The following is a 22,924-nucleotide window of genomic DNA, read 5'->3' on the forward strand; positions in this document are numbered from 1 at the left end:
GAAAAAATATTATTCATTTTTTAATCAATATATACTAGCAGTCTCCGATTCTAATTGGGAGTCCATTTAGGGAAAATATAAGTGATTTTATTAAAGCGAACTTTACAATTTATTATCATCTGCTCATTTTTAGGACTAATCACTTTAGTTGGTCTATACTATTACGTCAAACCTGATATTCCTAGCGTACAGGTTCTAAAAGACGTTCAGTTACAGACACCTATGCAGGTATTCTCACGTGATGGATTATTGATTAACCAATTCGGTGAAAAACGCCGCATTCCCGTTACAATAGATCAAATACCCCAACCATTAATCAATGCAATATTAGCAACAGAAGATAACCGTTTTTACGAGCATATCGGTATCGATCCAATTGGTATCGTGCGTTCAGCCATTGTACTCATATCTACCGGTGAAAAGAAACAAGGCGCAAGTACTATAACCATGCAGCTTGCCCGTAACTTCTTCTTAACCCGAGAAAAAGCATACATTCGTAAGGTCAAAGAGATCTTCATCGCTCTTCATATCGAAAGTATATTAAGTAAAGACGAAATCCTCGAATTATATTTGAATAAAATTGAATTAGGTAACCGCGCTTTTGGTATCGGTGCTGCTGCACAGGTGTATTATGGTAAAGACCTAAATGAACTAACCTTAGCGCAAATGGCGATGATTGCGGGTCTACCAAAAGCCCCATCAGCACTTAATCCAATTCGCAACCCTGTACGAGCCAAATCCCGCCGTAACGTTGTACTAGGGCGTATGCTTACAGAAAAGTACATCACTCAAAGCGAATATGAAGAGGCTATCAACGCACCAATTACAGCTAAATTCCATGGCGCTGAAATTGAAGTATATGCACCTTATATTTCTGAGATGGTTCGCGCTGAAATGGTTAAACGCTACGGTCATGAGCGTGCTTATAATACGGGTTTTAAAGTTTACACCAGTGTTGATTCGAACATTCAACAAGCCGCGCAAGATGCCATTGTTGATAACCTTCATGCATACGATATGCGTCATGGTTACCGTGGTGCAACTGCACAATTGTGGGATACCGAGAGCGAAAGCCCGCTTAGCCAAGAAGACATTTTAAATAAACTTAAAGACGTTAAAGAGTTTGGCCCACTATTAGCGGGTGTTGTCACTAATGTCGCTGAGCAATCAATTGATGTGCTATTAAAAAGCGGCGAACAAGTTACTGTTGAGTGGGATGGCTTAAAATGGGCTCGCAAATATATTACCCGTTACCGTCAAAGCTTCGCACCAAAAACAGCGGCTGACATCCTAACCGAAGGCGCGCAAATTTGGCTTCGCAAAAATGCGGATGAAAGCTACATATTAAGCCAGGTTCCTGAAGCATCAAGTGCTCTTGTGTCTCTTGACCCACAAGATGGTCGTATTAAAGCGATTGTCGGTGGATACAGTTTTGAACAAAGCCAATACAATCGTGCCGTACAAGCAAAACGCCAAGTAGGTTCAAACATTAAACCCTTTATTTATTCGGCAGCGCTTGAAAACGGTTACACACTCGCTTCAATTCTTAACGATGCGCCAATCAACCAATGGGATAAAAGCCAAGGTGTGGCATGGCGTCCGAAGAACAGCCCGGCGGTTTATAATGGCCCTATTCGTATCCGCCGAGCATTAGCGCAATCGAAAAACGTTATTTCAGTGCGCTTATTACGCGGTGTGGGTTTAGAGCGTACAGCCGATCACCTGCTTAAATTTGGCTTTTTAAATAGTGATATTAACCGCAGCGAGTCATTAGCTCTTGGTAGTGCCTCAATCACCCCTCTTGAGCTAGCACGAGGAATGAGTACCTTTGCCAATGGCGGCCACTTAATTAAGCCTTACTTTATCTCTGAGATTCAGGATTCAGCAGGCACTGTGTTATTTAAAACAGAACCAGAACTTGCCTGTGATGCACCACAACCAGCAATTACTCCTGAGTTTGCATCACTTGATAATAATCAGCTAAACATCACTGATACAGCTGTAACTAATGCGCCTCGTTGTGCACCGCGAATTATTTCAAAACAAAATGCATTCTTGATCTCACAAGCTATGCACAGTGCGATTTGGGGTGGCGGTAGCTGGACTCACAAAACCGGTTGGAGCGGTACGGGTTGGCGAGCTCAAGCATTGGATCGTCGCGATCTAGTAGGTAAAACAGGTACCACCAATGATTCTGTCGATACTTGGTTTAGTGGCTTCAATCGTAATGTGCTTACCTCTGTATGGGTTGGTTTTGATAATCCAGGCATCACGCTTGGTCGTTCAACTTACAATAACAACCTCGATAAATCTCAGATTTCGGGCGCAGAGTCAGGCGCTAAAACAGCGCAGCCTGCATGGGTCGACTTTATGCGAGCAGCGCTTGATGGCATGCCTGAAGCACCGATTGAACTCCCTGAAGGACTCGTATCAGTACGTATCGACTTAGAGACAGGTCTATTGAGTCACAAAAATGACTACACCAGCCGTTTTGAGTACTTCATTAAAGGCACTGCACCAACTAAATATGTACTTGCACAGCCTACTGACGTGTTTGAAGAAAAGCTCAGCACAGAGGAAGAGTTATTCTAAATAACTGAGTTGCTATTTTGAAACAATAAAAAAGCGCCCTTGGGGCGCTTTTTGCTTAGCTATTTAAACTAAGATCAGCAAAATTATTTTAGGTTATTTACCAGCCAATACAGGTCTGAATGAACCCCAGCCGCAGTGACTTCTTTACCTGCTCCAGGGCCTTGGATCACTAATGCATTGTCTGTATACCACTGTGAATTAATAACAAAGATGTTATCGCCCGGTTTAAGGCTTGCTAATACATCATCTTTGCCAACATTAACTAAACCAACTTGCGCCTGAACCTTGCCATCAACGAGTGTAATTGCGCCTGTGTAGCGCACTACTTTATCTTGAGCTGCAGCTTGGGCTGCTTTTTCTGTCATGAATTCATCGAGCAGCTGTTTGTTTGCAAGAAAATCTTGCCAGCTACCTGCTGCCAACGCTTCTGGCATTAGAGGTGTTAAAGCAATGTCATCAAGCTCTAAATCTAGGCCTAAGTCACGCGCTAAAATTAGCAGTTTACGCTGCATATCGCGGCCAGATAAATCTTCACGAGGATCTGGCTCTGTATAACCCATTTGCTGAGCTTGAAGCACTAAATCTGAAAACGGCACACTCCCATCGTAACTGCTACATAACCACGATAAAGTACCCGAGAATACCCCTTCAATACGGTTAATACTGTCACCACTATTTTGTAAATCAGCTAAAGCAAAGTTAATCGGTAAACCTGCGCCTACACTGGTGTTGTAGCGCCATAGTAGATTTCGCTCAGCTAAATTAGTACGTAAGTTTTGATACCAACTATGCGCGGCAGTACCCGCATATTTGTTTGCACTGATCAAATGACAGTTAAGTTCAACAAAGTCAGGGTATAACTGACTGAACGCCTCACTGGCAGTGATATCAATCACCACTTTATGCTCATAATCAAGTTCATTGATACGTGCTAATAATTCTGCCTTGTCGTAGCTTTGCGCTTCGTTATGCCACTGCTCTTGCCATGTTTCGGTATTTAAACCGCTAGCACTAAAAAGCATTTGCTGTGAACGAAGAAGAGCAACCACTTTTACCTTGTACTGAGCTGATAAACGAGCAAACTGAGCTTGGAGCTGCGCTAAGAACACTTCGCCTACATTACCAAGGCCAGCAACTATAATGGCCAACTCTTGGCCTTTGTTTACCAACTTGTCATGTAATAAAGTCAAAACGTCACTATCAATTGCCTGATCATTTAAGATCAACACATAGTTATCGTCTTGCTGTACAAAGCGTGGATGAATGCTTTGCTCTTTTAAAAGCGCTGTTGCTTGCTCTGCAAGAACACTAACATCAGCAGTTGGTGCTACCACTGCACAACCACTTAAATTAGACTCAACAATATTTGCACGGCCCGCTAAATGGCTCACAACCTGATGAGTACTTTGACCAGGCACTAATAAGTAGGTATCGCCCTCTTTAACAAAGTGATGCAGGCTGTGTTGAATTAACTGGCTTAATTCACCAACTTCACCACCACTTAGTTTATCAACCCGTAATAAATCGATGTTATCTAAGGTCGTAATAAACCGTTTCGCTTTGCTATAACCTTCTTTAACTACTTCGGTTGGCGTTGCATCGCAATCAAAGCTACTTCTAACCACAAGTTTGATCTCTGTTTCTTTTAGCGGTGACAAGGTTTTTGCATGTAATACTGGGTTGCCCAAGCGCGCTAATAGGTTAGCTTGCTCACGGCATACCTTGGCGTATTTAACCGCATTTTTAACTTTACGAGGATCAGTGCTGAATACACCTTGCGTGTCTGTCCAGATAGACACTTGCTTGGCAAAAGTATAACTGGCCAGTAACGTGGCGCTATAATCACTGCCATTACGGCCTAAAGTTACCGTATTACCTTGGCAATCTGCGGCAATAAAGCCCGTTACTACGTTGATATGCGATTTACTTATTGCACTTGTGCATTGCTGCTGATTTTTTTGATGTAAAAGCTGGCCATCATTTAAAGTAAATAGCTGCCTTGCATCAACATCTTGCGCAGCGACACCTAACTGATTTAAGTAAGCGGCTAACAAACGTGCTGACCACACTTCACCATGTGCAAGTAAAGGGGCTTCAAGTAACTGTTGCTGACTAATTAATTCATTTAAAACAGCAAGCTCATCTTTTAGCTGTGCTAACGCCTGTTGTTTATTCTGGCCTGTGAGTAGCTGCTCAATTAAAGCGCGTTGGTTGTTATCAATAAGCAGTAGAATATCGCTAACAGCTTGGCTATCTTGCTGCTGGTAACTTTGCCATAGCTTCACTAGGGTATCGGTTGTTTTACCCGATGCCGACACAACGATGCAGTCGCCCTGCTCTGTATTCGCTAAAACAATGTTCGCTACCGCATGATAACGATCTGCTGAGCTTAAGCTTGAGCCACCAAATTTATGAACAATATTTACCATTTCTTCTACCACAATGCCGTATGTGCTGGCGTTAACTTGAATGACGCGTTTTGCTGTGTATCTTGCTGTGTTTGCTCTACAGCCGCCTTTGTAACTTGTTGGCCTTGACCAGGCTTAACTAAATTGAATACACGGTCTAAATCTGCAATGAGATCTTTTACGTCTTCAATGCCTACAGAAATACGGATCAGCGTATCGCCTACACCGGCTTCAAGACGCGCTTTAGGCTCCATGCCTGCGTGTGTCATTGTTGCAGGGTGACAAATCAAACTTTCTACCCCACCTAGTGACTCAGCAAGGCTAAAATCTTTAAGGCTAGTTAAAAACGCTGCTGCATCGTTAATGTCGCCTTTAATATCAAAGCTCACCATACCACCAAAACCGCGTTGCTGTGCTTTAGCAAGCTCATGCTGCGGGTGAGAAGCAAGACCCGGGTAATAAACTTGGCTTACATAAGGAGAGTTTTCTAAATACTCAGCAATAGCAAAGGCATTTTCTTGGTGCTGCTTTAAACGCACATTTAAAGTACGTAAACCACGAAGCGTTAAGTAACTGTCAAATGGCGCACCAGTAATCCCGATGTTATTTGCCCACCAAGCCAGCTCATCACCTAGCTCTTGCGTTGCAGCAATCACCGCACCGCCAACTACATCAGAGTGACCATTGATGTATTTCGTGGTTGAGTGCACAACAATATCAACACCAAACTCAATTGGGTTTTGTAATGCAGGTGATAAGAAGGTGTTATCAGCCGCAACCAAAGCACCGCACTGCTTAGCGATGCGAGTGATTGCTTTAATGTCTGTTAAACGCAAAATTGGGTTACTTGGCGTTTCAATCCAAATCAGCTTAGGTTTAATCGCCAAAATTTCTTGGTGATTATCTGTATTCGTTAAATCCAATACTCTTAGTTTTAATAGACCACGTTTTTCAAGCGAGGTGAATAAACGATAGCTACCGCCATAACAGTCATGTGGGATCACTAAGGTATCGTCACTGTTTAATAATTGGGTCGCTAAGTGTACTGCTGACATACCAGTAGCAGTGATAATGCCTTTTTCGCCACCTTCAAGCTCAGCTAAGGTTTCAGCTAAAATGTCGCGATTTGGGTTACCGCTGCGGCCATAGTCATATTGGCGCTTAGTATCAAAGTCAGCAAATGAATAGGTGGTTGATAAGTATAAAGGTGGCACAACCGCACCATGATGTTTATCGGCTTCGATGCCGTGACGAACAGCAATCGTCGCTTTATTTTTTTCGCTCATTTCATCACCTATTCTTTAATTGGATGTTTAGACGTCTAAAAGGTTAGATGATCAAATATGAGAAGTCAAAGCATTTATCGCTCACACATAGAAGTTTATACATTTACACCACTAGATGGCTAAATAACTAGTATTTGACTATCTTTTTTAAAGCGATAGAATTTCCGCATCTTGCGCTGTGAATAAGGCGTAAATCACTGACAACCGAGGCAACGAAACAACTTATGGCTAAATGGAACGGTGAATACATTCACCCATATGCAGAACACGGTAAAAAATCAGAACAAGTAAAAAAGATTACCGTATCGATCCCACTTAACGTATTAAAAGTATTAACTGACGAGCGTACACGCCGCCAGATCAATAACCTGCGTCATGCGACGAACAGTGAGTTATTGTGTGAAGCTTTCTTACATGCTTTTACAGGTCAACCATTACCAAATGATGACGACCTTCGTAAAGACAACCCTGAAAAGGTACCTGAAGAAGTTAAAAGAATTATGCAAGAAATGGGGTTAGAAATCCCAGTGCTTGATTCAGAATAAGTATTTCGGCCATCGGATAACTGCCGATAATCACAGACATAAAAAAACTCAGCCTTGGCTGAGTTTTTTATTGCGCGTTATAGCTAATAGAGCTAATTAAGTTTAACGCATGTAATCTTCTGGCATGTCGATTTGCGCCACGCCCGACTCTATAGCCGCTTCAGCAACAGCACGTGCAATACGTGGTAAAAGACGCGGATCCATTGGCTTAGGAATAATGTACTCAGCACCAAACTCAAGCGACTCAACGCCCGCTGCTTTTAATACTTCACTTGGTACTGGCTCTTTTGCGATACCACGAATAGCGTGTACGGCAGCAATCTTCATTTCATCATTAATTGCTGTTGCACGCACATCAAGCGCACCGCGGAAAATAAACGGGAAACACAGTACATTGTTAACTTGGTTAGGATAATCTGAACGACCCGTTGCCATAATTAAATCATTACGTGCACTGTGTGCAAGCGCTGGTGCGATCTCAGGATCAGGGTTTGAACATGCAAACACCACAGGCTTGTCTGCCATCAATTTAAGATCATCAGCAGTTAATAAGTTAGGACCCGATACACCTACAAATACATCGGCATCAGCAATAACGTCTTGCAACGTACGTTTATCAGTGTTGTTAGCAAATAATTGCTTGTACTCATTTAAGTCATCACGACGAGTATGGATCACACCTTTACGGTCAAGCATATAGATATGCTCACGCAGTGCGCCACACTTAATAAGTAGTTCCATACAGGCAACGGCTGCAGCACCAGCACCTAAACACACGATGATGGCATCTTCGATATCTTTACCTTGAACTTCAAGGGCATTAAGCATACCTGCCGCAGTAACAATCGCTGTACCGTGTTGGTCATCGTGGAAAACTGGGATACTACAGCGTTCAATAAGTGCTTTTTCGATTTCAAAACACTCAGGAGCTTTAATATCTTCTAGGTTGATACCACCAAACGTATCAGCGATATTTGCAACCGTATTGATGAAATCTTCTGTTGTGCGGTGTTTAACTTCAATATCAATTGAGTCAAGGCCTGCAAAACGTTTGAATAGTAACGCTTTACCTTCCATTACAGGTTTTGATGCAAGCGGGCCTAAGTTACCTAAACCTAGAATTGCGGTACCGTTTGAAATAACCGCAACCATGTTGCCTTTACCTGTGTATTTATAGGCATTTGCTGGATCGGCAGCAATTTCACGGACTGGTTCAGCCACACCTGGGCTATAAGCTAAAGCGAGATCGTTAACCGTTTCGGCTGGCTTGGTTAGTTCAACACTAATTTTACCTGGAACGGGGTGAGCGTGGTAATGTAATGCTTGTTCACGAAAATCTGACATAACGCGATAGTATCCTGCAAAAAGTTAAAAAGTGAGAGAGCTTGCATCAGTACGATACCTGTAATGTATAAAAATTCCAAGTATTATCAGGTCTATCCTGTTATATGCTATATCGCTTAATTTTAAAGGATTTCCCAACAATTTCTGCGCATAGTTGCGATTAATCAGACATAAAAATTCACCTATTTATGACCTTTTAAGCACGTGTTTTTGTATTTTATACGCACGTACACTGCAATTAGCCGAAATTAGCCCAAAACAGCCATTTCAACGAAGTTCACAGCATTTACTCACAAAGTTATTTAAATTTATTATTTTTAATAACTTTTATGAAAGTTTATACAAAAAAGAATATAGCCAAGGGGTGGCACTTTGTCTGCAAAATTAGCGACATAATGGGCATAACAGCCAGAAATAGTTATGCAAGATACACAAGTGAAGATGATGAGCGAGTGAGTGGCAGTGTTAAGAATTTTAGGCATAAAAAAAGCACCCTAAGGTGCTTCTTTTAACAAAACAGCAGAAATTACTTCTTGCTGCTAAGTGCACCGAAGCGCTTGTTGAAACGATCAACACGGCCGCCAGTGTCTAAAATCTTTTGCTTACCAGTGTAAAACGGGTGACACTCAGAACATACGTCTAAGTGGATGTCTTTACAAAGAGTTGAGCTAGTTTCGAATTTGTTACCACATGAACAAGTTGCAGTGATAGCTTCGTACTTAGGGTGAATACCTTCTTTCATAGGGAACCTCTAGTTAAGGCCGTATCGCTCTCCAAACCCGAAGTCTGGCACCATACGCAGTTAATACAATTAATAGGCCGCGTATTTTATAGCTCAAGCGACCTTGCGACAAGCTTTAAATGCATCTTTCGCTAAAAAATTAATCAAATGACTGGTTGTTCAGTAATTTGTTGGTAGGTTTTTAACTGTAATTTTAGTACATTATCTTCCTATCTTTGTTTCAGTTGAGTTGTTATGCACTTTGTAGAAGTTGCCATAAAAGTCCCTTTACAGCGTACCTTCGATTATAAAGTTGAACAGCTGCTGCATAGCCCTGAGTTAAAGCCTGGCATGCGCGTTCGAGTACCATTTGGTAGTCAAAAAAAGGTAGCGGTGGTCCTGGCATTAAAAACATCAACAGATGTACCTGCTGACAAAATAAAGCCGATTATCGATATCATAGACGAGACCCCAGTTTTATCGGCTCAGCATTTAGCACTCCTGAAATTTACTGCTCGTTACTACTGTTATCCATTGGGCGAGACCATTCATACAGCGCTTCCGGCTGCATTAAGACAAGGCGAATGCCCAGATAAAACCAGCATTAATATGGTTGAATTAACTGATAAAGGGGCAAAACTTCCGTCACTAAAAGCAAAAACCCAGTTAAGTTTATTAAAGCAGTTAGCCGAATCGGGCAAGTCATCGGTTACCGAATTAAAAGCACTTGGATTTACAAAAAAAACCATCGATAGCCTGCTCGATAAAGAACTAATCACCCAGTTTATCGAGCATGATAATCAGTGGCAGCAGCGCGCGCCAACGGTGGGTGACAAACCCGTCCTTAATAAAGAACAAGCTGTTGCTTGTACCAGCATTAATCAAGCCATCGGATTTACTAGCTTTTTACTTGAAGGTGTCACCGGTAGTGGTAAAACCGAAGTTTACTTACAATGCCTTGAAGAAGTACTTAAAAAAGGCCAACAAGCCTTAGTATTAGTGCCTGAAATTGGCTTAACGCCACAAACGGTCAACCGTTTTCGTCGCCGCTTTCCCGATACTCCGATTATGCTATGGCACTCAGCTCTAACAGATAACGAACGCTTACAAACTTGGCGATTCTGTGAAAAAGGCAGCTGTGCCATAGTGATCGGCACACGTTCGAGTATTTTCTTACCTTTTTTATCACTTGGTATGATCATTGTTGATGAAGAGCACGACAGCTCATTTAAGCAGCAAGACACATTACGTTATCATGCCAGAGATTTAGCCGCTTATAGAGCATATCAGCATAATATCCCGCTGGTTTTAGGCAGTGCCACGCCAGCACTTGAAACCTTACATAAAGCAATAAATAACAAATACCAGTTATTGAGTCTTACTGAGCGGGCCCAAACCAGCACAGCTAACCAGTTCCAATTAATGGACATGAAAGGGCAACCTGAGCAAGCAGGTATTGCCCATGCTAGCCTCGCCTATATGCGCCAGCATTTAGAACGTGGTAAGCAAGTGATGGTGTTTTTAAACCGTCGCGGTTTTTCACCTACTCTTATATGTCATGAGTGTGGTTGGCTAAGTGAGTGCTCACGTTGTAGCACCAGTGCAACCTTTCATAAAGCCATTGGCCAGATGATATGTCATCACTGCGGTGAGCAACATCAAGTGCCTCATCAGTGCCCTGATTGCGGTAGCACACAGATTTTCCCTAATGGTAAAGGCACAGAGCAAATCGAAGAGTTTTTAACGCAAACCTTCCCTGATATTCCAATTAGTCGTATCGACCGAGATTCAACTCGTCGTAAAGGCAGCTTAGAAAAAGCCCTTGATGATATCAATCAAGGCGGTGCCCGCATTCTTGTTGGTACGCAAATGTTAGCAAAAGGCCACCACTTTGCTGATGTTAGCCTTGTTTTGATCTTAGATGTCGACAGTGGTTTATATTCATGCGACTTTCGTGCAACCGAGCATTTAGCGCAACTTGTCACGCAGGTGGCTGGTCGTGCTGGTCGCAGTGGTGAACCTGGGCAAGTATTATTACAAACGCACTTTCCTGAGCACCCGCTACTGCAAGACTTAGTAAACAATGGCTATCAGGATTTTGCCCGCTATGCACTGACAGAACGAGAAGATGCCCAACTACCTCCAATCACCAATATGGCCATTGTGCGTGCAGAAGGGCATAACATTAATCAAGTGGTGGATTTTTTAACTGATTTGGTTCCTGTCCAGAACATATCTGGTATACAATTGCTCGGTCCGATACCTGCGCCACTGGAACGTGTGGCAGGTAAATATCGCTTTCAATTACATATTCAGGCGCAGGAACGCTCCCACTTACACCAATATTTAGCGCAAATGGTCGACTATATAAGCACCAGTAAATTAGCGCAAAAGGTGCGTTGGAGCTTAGATGTTGATCCTATAGATATGATTTAAAGGCCAATTAAGAGTCATGGCACAACACGATTACATAAATAAAAAACCAGCAAATCGAAATAATAAAAAACAAGCCCCGGCGAAAAAGCCCTTCCCTGTTCTCCTTGTTTTAATTGCGCTTATTTTAGTAGGCGGGTTTGGTTATGGCTTGTGGTTTATCAAACACAATGCCGATCCTGAGTTAGTAGAGCAACAAGCAAACCCTACTAAAAAAGAAGAAGAAGTTATTCCACTCCCTGAGCCTCCTGAATTTATTCAGGAAATTAAAGACCACGAAGTTCAGGTTGAAGTAAAAGAAATTGAGCAAAAAGGCCCGTATGTAATGCAATGCGGCTCTTTTAGAACTATGGATCAGGCACAAGCGCTGAAAGCTAAAATCGCTTTTGCTGGATTAGTTGCTGAAGTTAAACGCACCGAAGGCAGTAATGGTACGTGGTATAAAGTGCGCTTAGGCCCATACGAAACCAAACGTATGGCCGAAAGTGATAAGAATAAACTTAAACGTATCAAAATAATGGGCTGCGGAATTTGGCTTTGGACTTGATTTTAGTTCATTCACCCATATAAACACCTCATCAATCGCTTTTTACGAGCGGCCTTGCCGCTCGATGATGAGGAATAATCATGACCACTATTGTAAGTGTACGCCGCGACGACAAGGTCGTTATTGGTGGCGACGGCCAAGTTTCACTTGGTAACACCGTAATGAAGGGCAACGCCCGCAAAGTTCGACGTCTTTATAATGGCAAAGTAATCGCTGGTTTTGCTGGCGGTACTGCTGATGCCTTCACCCTTTTCGAACGATTTGAAAGCAAATTAGAAATGCACCAAGGCAACTTAACCAAGGCTGCCGTTGAAATGGCTAAAGATTGGCGTAGTGATCGTGCACTTAGAAAGCTCGAAGCACTACTCGCGGTAGCTGACGAAACCGCTTCATTGATCATCACAGGTAACGGTGATGTTGTGCAGCCAGAAAACGACCTTATTGCGATTGGCAGTGGTGGTAACTTCGCACAATCAGCAGCTACAGCGCTGCTAGAAAACACCGACCTAAGTGCACGTGAAATTGTAGAGAAAAGCCTTACTATTGCCGGCAACATCTGCGTATTCACGAATAATTTCCAAACTATTGAAGAATTGTAATAGGAACTGCCATGTCTGAGATGACACCAAGAGAAATCGTTCACGAGCTAGATCAACACATTATTGGCCAAGCTAAAGCTAAAAAAGCAGTTTCAATCGCGCTACGTAATCGCTGGCGCCGTATGCAACTAAGCGACGAGCTACGCGCCGAAGTAACACCAAAAAACATTTTAATGATTGGTCCTACTGGTGTGGGTAAAACAGAAATTGCTCGTCGCCTTGCAAAACTTGCTAATGCGCCTTTCATTAAAGTTGAAGCAACAAAGTTCACTGAAGTGGGCTATGTTGGTAAAGAAGTTGAGACTATCATTCGTGATTTAGTTGATATCTCAATTAAAATGACCCGCGAACAGCAAACCAAAAAATTTAAACACCGCGCTGAAGAAGCGGCAGAAGAGCGTATTCTAGATGCCCTTTTACCACCAGCACGCGATACATTTGGTGAGTCAAAAACAGAAGAGAACTCTTCAACTCGTCAAACATTCCGTAAAAAATTACGTGAAGGCCAATTAGACGATAAAGAAATCGATATCGATGTTGCACAAGCTCAACCTAATGTCGAGATCATGGCTCCGCCTGGAATGGAAGAAATGACCAACCAGCTACAGAGCATGTTCCAAAACATGGGTGGCGATAAGCGCAGCAAGCGAAAACTGAAGATCAAAGAAGCCTTCAAACTATTAGTTGAAGAAGAAGCAGCAAAACTTGTTAACCCTGAAGAGTTAAAAGAGCAAGCTATCTTCGCTGTAGAACAAAACGGTATCGTGTTTATCGATGAGATCGATAAAATCTGTAAACGTGGTGAAGCGTCTGGTCCAGATGTGAGCCGCGAAGGTGTTCAGCGCGACTTACTACCATTAATCGAAGGCTCAACAGTGAGCACTAAACACGGTATGGTTAAAACAGATCACATGTTGTTTATTGCATCTGGCGCATTCCAAATGGCAAAACCATCAGACATGATCCCTGAGCTGCAAGGTCGTTTACCAATTCGCGTTGAGCTTGAAGCACTTACTGCTGATGACTTTAAGCGTATCTTAACAGAGCCTCATGCTTCATTAACTGAGCAACAACGTGAGCTGTTAAAAACAGAACAAGTTGACGTTGAGTTCACCGATGATGCAATTGAACGTATCGCAAAAGCGGCTTGGCAAGTAAATGAAAAAACCGAAAACATCGGTGCACGTCGTTTACATACAGTGATGGAAAAACTAATGGAAGAAATTTCATTTGATGCCTCAGAAAAAGCAGGCACAACACTGACTATTGATGCCAACTACGTTGAGCAGCACTTAGGTGCCCTTGTTGAAGATGAAGACCTAAGTCGCTTCATTCTTTAATCAACAAATTAGCGTTATACTAAAAAGCCTCCAGTTGGAGGCTTTTTAGTTTATAAATCGTGGATTCGAGGCTCACATGAAAGAAGTCACTAAAGTGCATTATCACAGCGTTAGTAAAGTATTAGATGTTCATTTTGATGATCAGGCTATTGCCCAATTTAGTGCTGAATTTTTGCGTGTTCACTCACCGTCTGCAGAAGTGCAAGGTCATGGTAATGAACCAATGAAACTCGTACTTGGTAAGCAACACGTAGGAATTAGCAAGATTGAGCCGGTTGGTCATTATGCAATTCGATTAGTGTTTAGCGATAATCATAATAGTGGCTTATTCAGCTGGCACTATTTAAGTGAGCTGCAAGCTAACCATGATGAGCTTTGGCAGCAATACCAAACAAGGGTCTCAGAACACGAAGCAAGCAAAGACAGCGTGCCTATTAAGTTTGTGCCTTAATACCTAGCCGCGCTATACACACCCAAGCAACAAAAAAGCGCGATGACGAAACCGTCACCGCGCTCTATTTATATACAAAGTATCAAGTAATTATTAAACTTTAAACTTATCGATTGCCTGATAAAGCACACGTGCTTGCTCAGACACCTCTTCGCTGGTTTGTGCATTGGTTGCCGCGTGACCCGATGCTTCTTGCGCAATATCACGAATACGTACCACGTTTTTATTCACCTCAGAAGCCACTTGGCTTTGCTCATCAATCGCTGTGGCAATGTGGGTACTCATATCCATAATGGTTTGTACATCTTCGGTGATTGAGCGAAGCAGTTCACCTGCTTTACTTGCCTGTGCCGCACTTTCGCCACCTTGCGTGCGACATTGCTGCATAATACTTACTACTTCTTGCGTACGCCCTTGTAAGGTCGAAATAATGCTCTCAATCTCTTGCGTTGAATCTTGGGTACGCTGCGCAAGTGAGCGAACTTCATCTGCTACTACCGCAAAGCCACGGCCTTGCTCACCAGCACGTGCTGCCTCAATAGCCGCATTGAGTGCCAGTAAGTTTGTTTGCTCAGCAATGCCACGAATAACATCAAGGACAGAGCCAATGGTTTCAGCGTCTTTTTCTAACTGCGACACCACACTTGACGCATTACCCAGTGACTCTGATAAGTGATTAATTTGTACTACCGTTGATTCAACCTCAGAGCGACCTTGCTGCGCACTTAAGTTAGTCGACTCGGCTTTTTTCGCTGCAGCTTCAGTATTGTGCGAGATATCTTGAATCGTTGCCTGCATTTCGGTGGCTGCTGTGGCAACCATATCCGCTTCGTGAAGCTGCTCTTGCATACCAGAGCTAGTTGCTGCCGTCGTTTCTGATAGATGCTCTGTTGCCACGTTAAGTGTACTTAGCGCCGTATTTACTTCATAAATCAGCTTTTTAAAATCACTGATCAAGCTATTAAAGTCGATCGTCATGGTGGTAATTTCATCTTTACCCGATTGAGTAATCGACATGCTTAAATCATTATTGCGACGAATTTCGTTAATCGTGTGGTACACACGCTCAATAGGCTGAATAATTGAACGGCTGGTAAAGTACACCAACAGCATTACAATGATACTTGCAATAATGAACACAGCTAGCGCAATCATTTGTGCACGCGATGCACTTGATTCAACAAACGCTTTTGTTTGATCTGTAAGCTCTGTAACAATAGCATCACTCATTTCGACACTACGTTTCATTTCACCAAGTGCACCAGATTCTAAATTAAGGCCCAATGCCACTTGCGCATCAACTAAGGCTTTAAATTTGCTTTGATAAGTCGCAAGCAAACTAAGTAACTGGTTTTCGTAGTTTGCATCGAAGCCAGCACTTTTGATCTCTGATTGAAAGTTTGTGACAAGCTCATCAAACTTGCCCATATACTTTAAGTCAAAGCGCAGCATAAAGTCTTTTTCTGCACGGCGAAGCTGAAGCATTAAAGTGAGTAATTTATAGTTTTCGCGCTCACTTAATAATGTTTCTACTTGATGCACCGCACCACGTAAATCGCCGTATAAGGCATCTTTTGGATGTAAACCAATTTTCTTTTGTAGTACCACAACCTCATTGAAGTCATCGTAATAAGTTTTCGCAAGGCGTCTAAATTCATTTAGCTTCGATGAATCCATCGACAAATCTTTCACTAACTCGTCTAGTCGCGCCATTTTATTTTTTAGCTGCGAATACTCTTTCTCAAAAAGCTCTAGGCTGTCGACATCTTTGTAAAACAAAAAGTTTTTTTCATGTTTACGCATCGCAAGTTCATGAATGTCGAGCTCCTCCGCATTTTGAATTGTTTCATTGAGCTTTAGCATCATGCGCGACTCAAGGATAATTACACATAGCATCACAATCATTGCAAGACCAACAACGAGCGCGTTTAACTGCAAACGTCGCTTTATAGTTAAGTTTTGTAATACATTCATTCAAAGTGCCCTATAGAAACATGCATTTAAAGTATAGCTAAACTATTTAAAGCAGCTAATAAAAAGTGGTTAAACTTGCCGCGCATTTTCCAATATAAGGTACTTTTAAACAATCAGTTTTTGTTCTAAATCAACCTGTTGCCATAGGTGTTTATGCAATTTATCCAGCTTTTCCCATTGCTTTTTTTGCAACCAATCAACCAAAGGTGCTGGATCGCTCGGAAAATTCAGTTTTTTGTTCTGTGGCGATTGCAACCAATCATCCATCGCATTAGGGTTTAAATAGCTCATGACATGAGCTGCTCCCATCGACAATAGCGTCTGCGCATTAATTCCCTGCTCAAATTGCTTACCAAGCGGTTTTAGTAAAAGTTTTTTACCAAGCTGCAATGCTTCACTCGCAAGTTCAAATCCAGCATTGCCAATTACACCACCGGCATTAGCGAGATCATTTAAAAAGCCAACGCGTGAAGGTGCTCGAAGGTGAATATTTCCGATTGAGCAATCCTGCGCATCTGGGTGATAACAGTAAAACTCTCGTTCAGGAAAATCTATTAAATACTCAACCACACTGTCTAGATTCTCAAAAGGTAGATACACCAATACCTTATTTTCGACCATTACCGGGTTATCATGATGATGGTTTGCAATAAATGGCGGAATAATATTTTCTGCATAAGGCTGCCAATGCACCCCCAAGTAAACACTCGCTGGCGCATAATTACGGATCAGCGCACGGCGAAAGAAAGCTCGGCCAAACATTGGCACTTTATCAGATAAAAATGCTGCTTGATGGCTCATACCAATAACAGGGATACCTTGCTGTTTAGCTGCCCACGCAGTAATCGGCTCAAAGTCATTAAACACCAAGTCATAGTGACGTAAATCAAGGTTTTTTATATCTTTAATTAGCTGAAGTGGGCGCGCATTCTTTAAAGTTTTAAAGCTATCAACTTGCCCCGATTTGCTGGTAAACGACAAGCCTCGAAAAGACCGGTAATCGGCAAAGTCATCCATATCAAAGTAGTCTTGCTCTTTACGACCCGAAAACACATAGTCAACATCGACTCCCAATGCTTTAAAAGTCGTTGCCATCACGCGTGCGCGAGTTATATGTCCATTACCCGTGCCTTGAATACCGTACAAAATTCTCATATAGATTCCACCACCATCACTGCTAATACCGCACAACTTGATCCCATCACCGCGCCAATCACTACATCAGCGGGGTAATGCACACCAATAACCACCCTTGAAGCCGCCACCCCAGATGCCCATATCAGCCACAGCACAGCAAATTCAGGAAAGTACATAGTCAAAATAGTCGCCACCACAAACGCTCCTGCACTATGCCCCGACGGTAAGCTAAACTGATCGCTCGGCACTAAATAAGCACCTTGCACTAAGCAGTCGCAAGGTCTAACCCGCGCGATGCGCTTTTTAGCGAGAAAGTAAATAGGCCGCTCAATGGCAAATCCCACCAAAATACTCATCGCCAGTTGTTGGAAATGCAGCTGCTCGGTAAACCACCAAAAACCAAGAAACAACACCACGTAAAGTCCACCATCACCGCTTTTAGATAACCCAAGCGCTGATCTTCTGAGCCAAATTGGCGAAGCATCGTTAAACACGCTTAAAAACAGCTGTTCATCGACTTTGGCCAATTTAGTAAGTATGTTGTTTGCCATGGTGAGCTCCTTGTCATACTTTGCGTCTAATTTTTATACTTATCTCAGCTTAGGTGCTAAAAATAACAATTAGGTGACGCTTTTGAGACACTAATGTTGCGGTAACGAAATTCCTTTGATTTAAACCAATAATCCGCTATTAAGTCGTTGTTATTGAGTTGTATCAGGGTATACTGAGTACTAAACAGACAGTCTCTTTAGAGGATGAAAAAATGGATTACAGCACTTCTGATTTATGCGACCACTTTGCAGATGTGGTTGATGTGCTCGAACCTATGTTTATCAATTTTGGTGGACGCCCAAGCTTTAGTGGTCGAGTAAAAACCGTTAAATGTTTTGAAAATAACGAGCTGATCCGCGAAATTTTATCAACCGATGGCACCGATAGCGTGTTATTGATTGACGGTGGTGGTTCAACCCGACGTGCCCTAATTGATATTGAGCTGGCTGAAATCGCATTAGAAAACAACTGGCAAGGCATTATCGTTTACGGTGCCATTCGCCATGTTGATGAGCTTGAAGAACTAGACTTAGGCATTCAAGCAATCGCCTCTATTCCTGTTGCTGCCGATAGCGAAGGCGCAGGTGAAGATGGCATTGGCGTTAACTTCGCAGGCGTTTCTTTCTTTGATGACGACTTTGTTTACGCTGATAGCACCGGTATTATATTATCTGCTGAAGAATTAGAGTTAGAAATAATAGAAGACTAATCTCGGTGACAAACTACCTTAAAATTTATGATGAAGCGGCGGTAAAGCACTTATGTGTCCGCCGCGCTAACGAACTCAAAGCTTGGCAAGCCCTTGCCCTTCTCGACACTCAAGTTAACGCTCCACAAGCACTCATCGATGCAAAACAATTCGGTATTCGCTATGTCTTAGTCGGCGTATGTGAAGATATTGGTCCTCGCGCTAACTTAGGTAACGGTGGCTCAGGGCAAGCGTGGCAGGCATTTTTAAAGCGCTTTTTAAACCAAACGCATAACCAGTTTTTAAATCATGAGCGTGTGTTATTACTCGGCGAAGTGGCCCTTGATGACTTAAACCAACAAGCCGCTGACCTTGATAATAAAAACGACGCTGATTTAGCCAAACTCCGTGAATTATGCGCTGATATAGACACCCGCGTTGAGCAAGTGCTTGCAATGATTTTTGCAGCTGGCCTAGAGCCAATTGTAATCGGTGGCGGCCATAACAACTGCTTAGGTATTTTGCGTGCCCTTAGTAAGCAACATGGTAAACCAGTCAACGCAATCAACTTAGACCCTCATGCTGATTTTAGAGAGTGTGAAGGGCGTCATAGTGGCAATGGCTTTAGATATGCGTACAGCGAGAATCACCTTGCTGATTACCATGTAATGGGTTTACACGAATTTAAAAATAACCAAGCGATTATGGATGCCCTGACAAACGCAAACTTCAGGTTTGATAGTTACCAAGATATTCAAGTACGTCGCAAAGTCGATTTATCTTCAGCATGTAAACACGCATTAGCTCAGTTCGATAATGCGCCGCTCGGAGTCGAAGTAGACCTAGACAGCATTTCATTAATGCCGGTTAGTGCTTACACCAACTGTGGCTTTAGTGTGAGTGATGCAGAACACTTTGTGCATTTAGCTGCCAGCCAAACAACGGCTCGCTATCTACATTTATGCGAAGGCGCCCCGTCACAACACCCGGTAGGCATAGAAGCAGGCATGAACGACGCAGGCCAAATAATCACCGCCCTAGTGAATGCGTATTTGCAGGCGAGAGAGGAAAGTTAGAAAGTTAGAAAGTTAGAAAGTTAGAAAGTTAGAAAGTTAGAAAGAGTAAAGTTAGAAAGAGTAAAGTTAGAAAGAGTAAACTCTAAACAGCCCACCATCTTAGTCAAGCCGTTCGCTAACTTTACTCTTTCCCCTAGCAACTCGCTAACTGTCAATCTGACAGCGCTAACTTTCCCCCTGATGCTCTAACCGCCACTGTTTTAACCACGACATCATGCCTACGCTGCTAAGCGGGTAATTAAAGTAATAACCCTGAGCGGCGTAGGTGTTCAACGACTTAACAAATTTAAGTTGCTCTAGGGTTTCTACCCCTTCACAAATCACCTTGGCATTATTTTGATTATGCATATCCACCATGCCAGAAACTAGGCTTCGCACTTGGCTTTGATGGGCAAAATCAGCAGTTAGTGAAGCAGCCACTTTGATATACTCAACATTAAGATTAGGCAGCTTAGCAAGCCAAATAGGCGTGTCACCAAAGCCATCAATACACAGCTTAATACCAATGCTATTTAGCCTTGCGACCATGGCTTTACCTTGGTCATCTAAGCTCATGAATAAATCGAGCGGACATTCAATGATTAAATCACCCGGCTCTAAACGGTGCTCAGTCATAATGCGATCGACAAATTCAATGAACTCTTCGTGCAGCATTTCTGGGCCAAACACGTTAATACTTAGAGGCAATTCAATACCTTCCATACGCAGTGCCATGGCAAGCTCAGCAGCCCGTTCAATAACATACGCAGCTACAGGGTAACTTAGGCCAGCAACACGAATATCATCAATAAATTTGTTCGCCGAAAGAATGCCTTGTTTAGGATGCTGCCAACGTAACAGCAATTCTAAAAATTCAATTTGCTCGTCGCTATTACGAATAACCGGCTGAAAATAAAGCTCAAGCTCGCTGGCAAAATCGAGATGAGCTAATTCGCGTAGGCGTGCTTGCTGTTCTAGTTGCTCAATCATCATTTGCGGATGATAAGGCACGATAGCTCGCTCAGGGTTTGAATCAAGGGCAAGGTTGGCAAATGAAATCAGGTTCTCGAAGCTATACTCTGGTTCGTCACAGTTCACATAACTGGCGCGTACTTTAACTTCAATCGTACAATTAGCAACGTTGAATGGCTTTAATGTTACTTGCCTAATTTGGCTTATCAGCTGCTCATGAAGATGCTTTTGCTCTTCAAGCGAGCAAATAAAAGCAAAGTTTAAGCCCCCTAAATGTGCCAGCTTTTCAGCCTTTCCAGCAGAACTAGGCATGCTAAGCACAGCATCAACACTGAGTTGCTGTTTAATACGAGTCGCCGATTGCGCTAATAATAAATCCCCAAAATCACGACCAATATGCTGGTTAACATCGTTAAAACCTTCAAGGCGGATCATCACTAACGCACAGTTTGCTGAGTGTTCTTCGCTCCAAGCAACAAACGTATTTTTTAGCGCATTACGATCCGGTAAGCCAGTGAGAGGGGTGGCATCTAAGTCATCATTATGGAGCGGCTCAATTTCAACCTGCTCTTCATCCTCTGGCTCTTCATAATTAAAAAAGCCTGAAACAGATAAAATAACTACCGAAAAAACAAGCCAATATAAAGCATTGTCGAGTAATAAATGGGCAGAGTATAAAACCGCAAACGAAATAGCGGCGGCGACACTCAATATTATGGCAAGCCAATTTGTGGTGCGAAATGCTTGCCATAAATGAAAGCATAAACTTAAAGCGAGTAAAATAACTAGCCAAGGTAAGCCTAAGCTTAAAATTGCTAAACCTAATACGCCATTAACGACTAGGCTTAGCCTTAAAATTGGGTTACGGGTTACGCATAAGGCACAGATCATTGCCATAAAAACGCTACCAGCTAAAAACACTGGCACAACATCACTTGTTAAATTTACGAGTTGGGTGCTGCTACTCGCTAAACTAAAAATCAATGACATGTAATCCAAACTGCGTAATAAAACTTATCTAACTAAGTCTACCCAAAATCCACAGATTTAACAGTTTATTTACGCCGAATTGGTAACTTAATTGTGCTGGGTGGGATATTTGCCAATGAGCAATATCAGCTCGAGCCCCTACCTTTAACACGCCACGATCGTCAAGACCCAAGGCACCCGCGGCGTTTCGTGTTACACCAGCTAATGCCTGCTCTGGTGTCATACGGAAAATAGTGCACGCCATATTCATCATTAAGTGCAATGAACATAATGGTGAAGTGCCAGGGTTAAAGTCAGTTGAAATGGCGATCGGAACTTGGTATTGCTGGAGTAGCTCGATTGGCGGATATTTTGTTTCGCGTAAAAAGTAAAATGCACCCGGTAACAATACCGCTACAGTGCCCGCTTTGGCCATTGCTTGAATGCCAGCTTCATCTAAGTGTTCAATATGATCTGCCGATAAGCCATTAAACTCTGCAACAAGCTCTGCACCATGTTGATTAGATAGCTGCTCAGCGTGCAACTTAACCGGTAAGTTGTGCTTTTTAGCCGCTTCAAACACTCGGCGAGTTTGCTCATTGCTAAAGCCAACGTTTTCACAAAAAGCATCAACTGCATCAGCTAAATCAGCTTCAACAACACGGTCAAGCATTTCACCGCAAACAAGCTCTATGTATTCATCGCTACGGCCTTTATATTCTGGTGGTAATGCATGGGCACCTAAAAACGTGGTTTTAACATCAACCGGGTGATTTTCACCGAGTAAACGAGCCACTTCGAGTAGCTTAATTTCGTTTTCGCAATCAAGACCATAGCCAGATTTAATCTCTACCGTCGTCACGCCTTCTGCGTATAACGCATTTAAACGCTCTTTTGCACTGACAAATAAGCTTTCGTGATCAGCTTCGCGGGTTGCACGCACGGTGCTTGCTATGCCGCCACCATTAGCAGCGATTTGCTCATAGCTCACACCTTGTAAACGCTGCTCAAATTCTTCTGCGCGGCTACCGGCAAATACTAAGTGCGTGTGGCAATCAATCAACCCAGGTGTTAACCACTGCCCTTTTGCAGACACGGTAGGCGTTGCTAGCGCATCAAACTTTGGTAAATCGGTTTGTGCACCTAACCAGGCAATTTTGCCATCTTTAACGGCAATTGCTGCATTTTCAATGGCGCCGTATGGTGCATCAACAGCAGGATCCATTGTGGCGATATTGGCATCTGTGATCACTAAATCCCAGAGCGCTTGGTCATTGTTGGTTGTGTGCATTTTTCACCTATTTTGATGCT

General features: G+C 42.7%; 18 protein-coding genes. 9 read left to right on the forward strand and 9 right to left on the reverse strand.

Annotated elements, in window-relative coordinates:
• The first annotated feature begins 81 nt into the window (after positions 1-81).
• Positions 82-2,592, forward strand: a complete 2,511-nt coding sequence (locus tag CWC28_RS05075; protein ID WP_138624831.1) for a penicillin-binding protein 1A — start codon at positions 82-84, stop codon at positions 2,590-2,592.
• An 83-nt stretch (positions 2,593-2,675) separates the two neighbouring features.
• Here CWC28_RS05075 and metL read toward each other — a convergent pair whose 3' ends face one another.
• Positions 2,676-5,021, reverse strand: a complete 2,346-nt coding sequence (gene metL / locus CWC28_RS05080; protein WP_138624832.1) for a bifunctional aspartate kinase/homoserine dehydrogenase II — start codon at positions 5,019-5,021, stop codon at positions 2,676-2,678.
• Between the two features lie 5 nt (positions 5,022-5,026).
• The gene (metB, locus tag CWC28_RS05085) at positions 5,027-6,286 is read right to left on the reverse strand and encodes a cystathionine gamma-synthase (protein WP_138624833.1); all 1,260 of its coding nucleotides are present in this window, start codon (positions 6,284-6,286) and stop codon (positions 5,027-5,029) included.
• A 224-nt stretch (positions 6,287-6,510) separates the two neighbouring features.
• Between metB and metJ the strand changes: the two genes are divergently transcribed.
• On the forward strand, positions 6,511-6,831 hold the full coding sequence (gene metJ / locus CWC28_RS05090; protein ID WP_063699935.1) for a met regulon transcriptional regulator MetJ: 321 nt from the start codon (positions 6,511-6,513) through the stop codon (positions 6,829-6,831).
• Between the two features lie 102 nt (positions 6,832-6,933).
• Here the strand turns inward: metJ and CWC28_RS05095 are convergent, their stop codons facing one another.
• Complete coding sequence (locus CWC28_RS05095; protein ID WP_063699937.1) at positions 6,934-8,175, reverse strand: malic enzyme-like NAD(P)-binding protein; 1,242 nt, start codon at positions 8,173-8,175, stop codon at positions 6,934-6,936.
• Between the two features lie 526 nt (positions 8,176-8,701).
• Entirely contained in the window at positions 8,702-8,917 is a 216-nt protein-coding gene (rpmE, locus tag CWC28_RS05100; RefSeq protein WP_036973208.1) for a 50S ribosomal protein L31, read from the reverse strand.
• A gap of 234 nt (positions 8,918-9,151) precedes the next feature.
• Between rpmE and priA the strand changes: the two genes are divergently transcribed.
• From priA to CWC28_RS05125, 5 genes are all read left to right on the forward strand, one after another.
• Positions 9,152-11,332 (forward strand): primosomal protein N', encoded by a 2,181-nt coding sequence (gene priA, locus CWC28_RS05105; RefSeq protein WP_138624834.1) that lies wholly within the window; start codon positions 9,152-9,154, stop codon positions 11,330-11,332.
• A 16-nt stretch (positions 11,333-11,348) separates the two neighbouring features.
• On the forward strand, positions 11,349-11,876 hold the full coding sequence (locus tag CWC28_RS05110; protein ID WP_063699941.1) for an SPOR domain-containing protein: 528 nt from the start codon (positions 11,349-11,351) through the stop codon (positions 11,874-11,876).
• Between the two features lie 80 nt (positions 11,877-11,956).
• Complete coding sequence (hslV, locus tag CWC28_RS05115) at positions 11,957-12,475, forward strand: ATP-dependent protease subunit HslV (RefSeq protein WP_008115012.1); 519 nt, start codon at positions 11,957-11,959, stop codon at positions 12,473-12,475.
• An 11-nt stretch (positions 12,476-12,486) separates the two neighbouring features.
• The gene (gene hslU, locus CWC28_RS05120; RefSeq protein WP_063699943.1) at positions 12,487-13,815 is read left to right on the forward strand and encodes an ATP-dependent protease ATPase subunit HslU; all 1,329 of its coding nucleotides are present in this window, start codon (positions 12,487-12,489) and stop codon (positions 13,813-13,815) included.
• Between the two features lie 76 nt (positions 13,816-13,891).
• Positions 13,892-14,266 carry a gamma-butyrobetaine hydroxylase family protein gene (locus CWC28_RS05125; RefSeq protein ID WP_105174969.1) on the forward strand — a complete coding sequence of 125 codons (375 nt, stop codon included), beginning with the start codon at positions 13,892-13,894 and terminating at the stop codon, positions 14,264-14,266.
• A 93-nt stretch (positions 14,267-14,359) separates the two neighbouring features.
• Here the strand turns inward: CWC28_RS05125 and CWC28_RS05130 are convergent, their stop codons facing one another.
• The 3 genes from CWC28_RS05130 to CWC28_RS05140 all read right to left on the reverse strand — a co-directional run bounded on the left by CWC28_RS05130 (position 14,360) and on the right by CWC28_RS05140 (position 17,928).
• Positions 14,360-16,240, reverse strand: coding sequence for a methyl-accepting chemotaxis protein (locus CWC28_RS05130; protein ID WP_105174970.1), 1,881 nt, complete (start codon positions 16,238-16,240; stop codon positions 14,360-14,362).
• A 105-nt stretch (positions 16,241-16,345) separates the two neighbouring features.
• Positions 16,346-17,395: an MJ1255/VC2487 family glycosyltransferase gene (locus CWC28_RS05135; protein ID WP_138624835.1), complete on the reverse strand. Its 1,050-nt coding sequence runs from the start codon at positions 17,393-17,395 to the stop codon at positions 16,346-16,348.
• Entirely contained in the window at positions 17,392-17,928 is a 537-nt protein-coding gene (locus CWC28_RS05140) for a phosphatase PAP2 family protein (protein WP_105174972.1), read from the reverse strand. The genes CWC28_RS05135 and CWC28_RS05140 overlap by 4 nt, the downstream gene beginning before the upstream one ends.
• A gap of 212 nt (positions 17,929-18,140) precedes the next feature.
• On the opposite strand from CWC28_RS05140, the gene rraA reads away from it, so the two are divergent.
• Both rraA and CWC28_RS05150 read left to right on the forward strand, forming a co-directional pair.
• Complete coding sequence (rraA, locus tag CWC28_RS05145; protein WP_054552822.1) at positions 18,141-18,638, forward strand: ribonuclease E activity regulator RraA; 498 nt, start codon at positions 18,141-18,143, stop codon at positions 18,636-18,638.
• Between the two features lie 5 nt (positions 18,639-18,643).
• Entirely contained in the window at positions 18,644-19,693 is a 1,050-nt protein-coding gene (locus CWC28_RS05150) for a formimidoylglutamase (protein WP_105174973.1), read from the forward strand.
• 165 nt (positions 19,694-19,858) lie between these two features.
• Here the strand turns inward: CWC28_RS05150 and CWC28_RS05155 are convergent, their stop codons facing one another.
• Positions 19,859-21,541, reverse strand: coding sequence for a GGDEF domain-containing phosphodiesterase (locus CWC28_RS05155; protein ID WP_171038290.1), 1,683 nt, complete (start codon positions 21,539-21,541; stop codon positions 19,859-19,861).
• A gap of 121 nt (positions 21,542-21,662) precedes the next feature.
• Positions 21,663-22,904 (reverse strand): imidazolonepropionase, encoded by a 1,242-nt coding sequence (gene hutI / locus CWC28_RS05160; RefSeq protein WP_138624836.1) that lies wholly within the window; start codon positions 22,902-22,904, stop codon positions 21,663-21,665.
• Positions 22,905-22,924 lie beyond the last annotated feature (20 nt).

The organism is Pseudoalteromonas sp. S4492 (assembly GCF_005886115.1).
GTDB classification, from domain to species: domain Bacteria; phylum Pseudomonadota; class Gammaproteobacteria; order Enterobacterales; family Alteromonadaceae; genus Pseudoalteromonas; species Pseudoalteromonas gelatinilytica.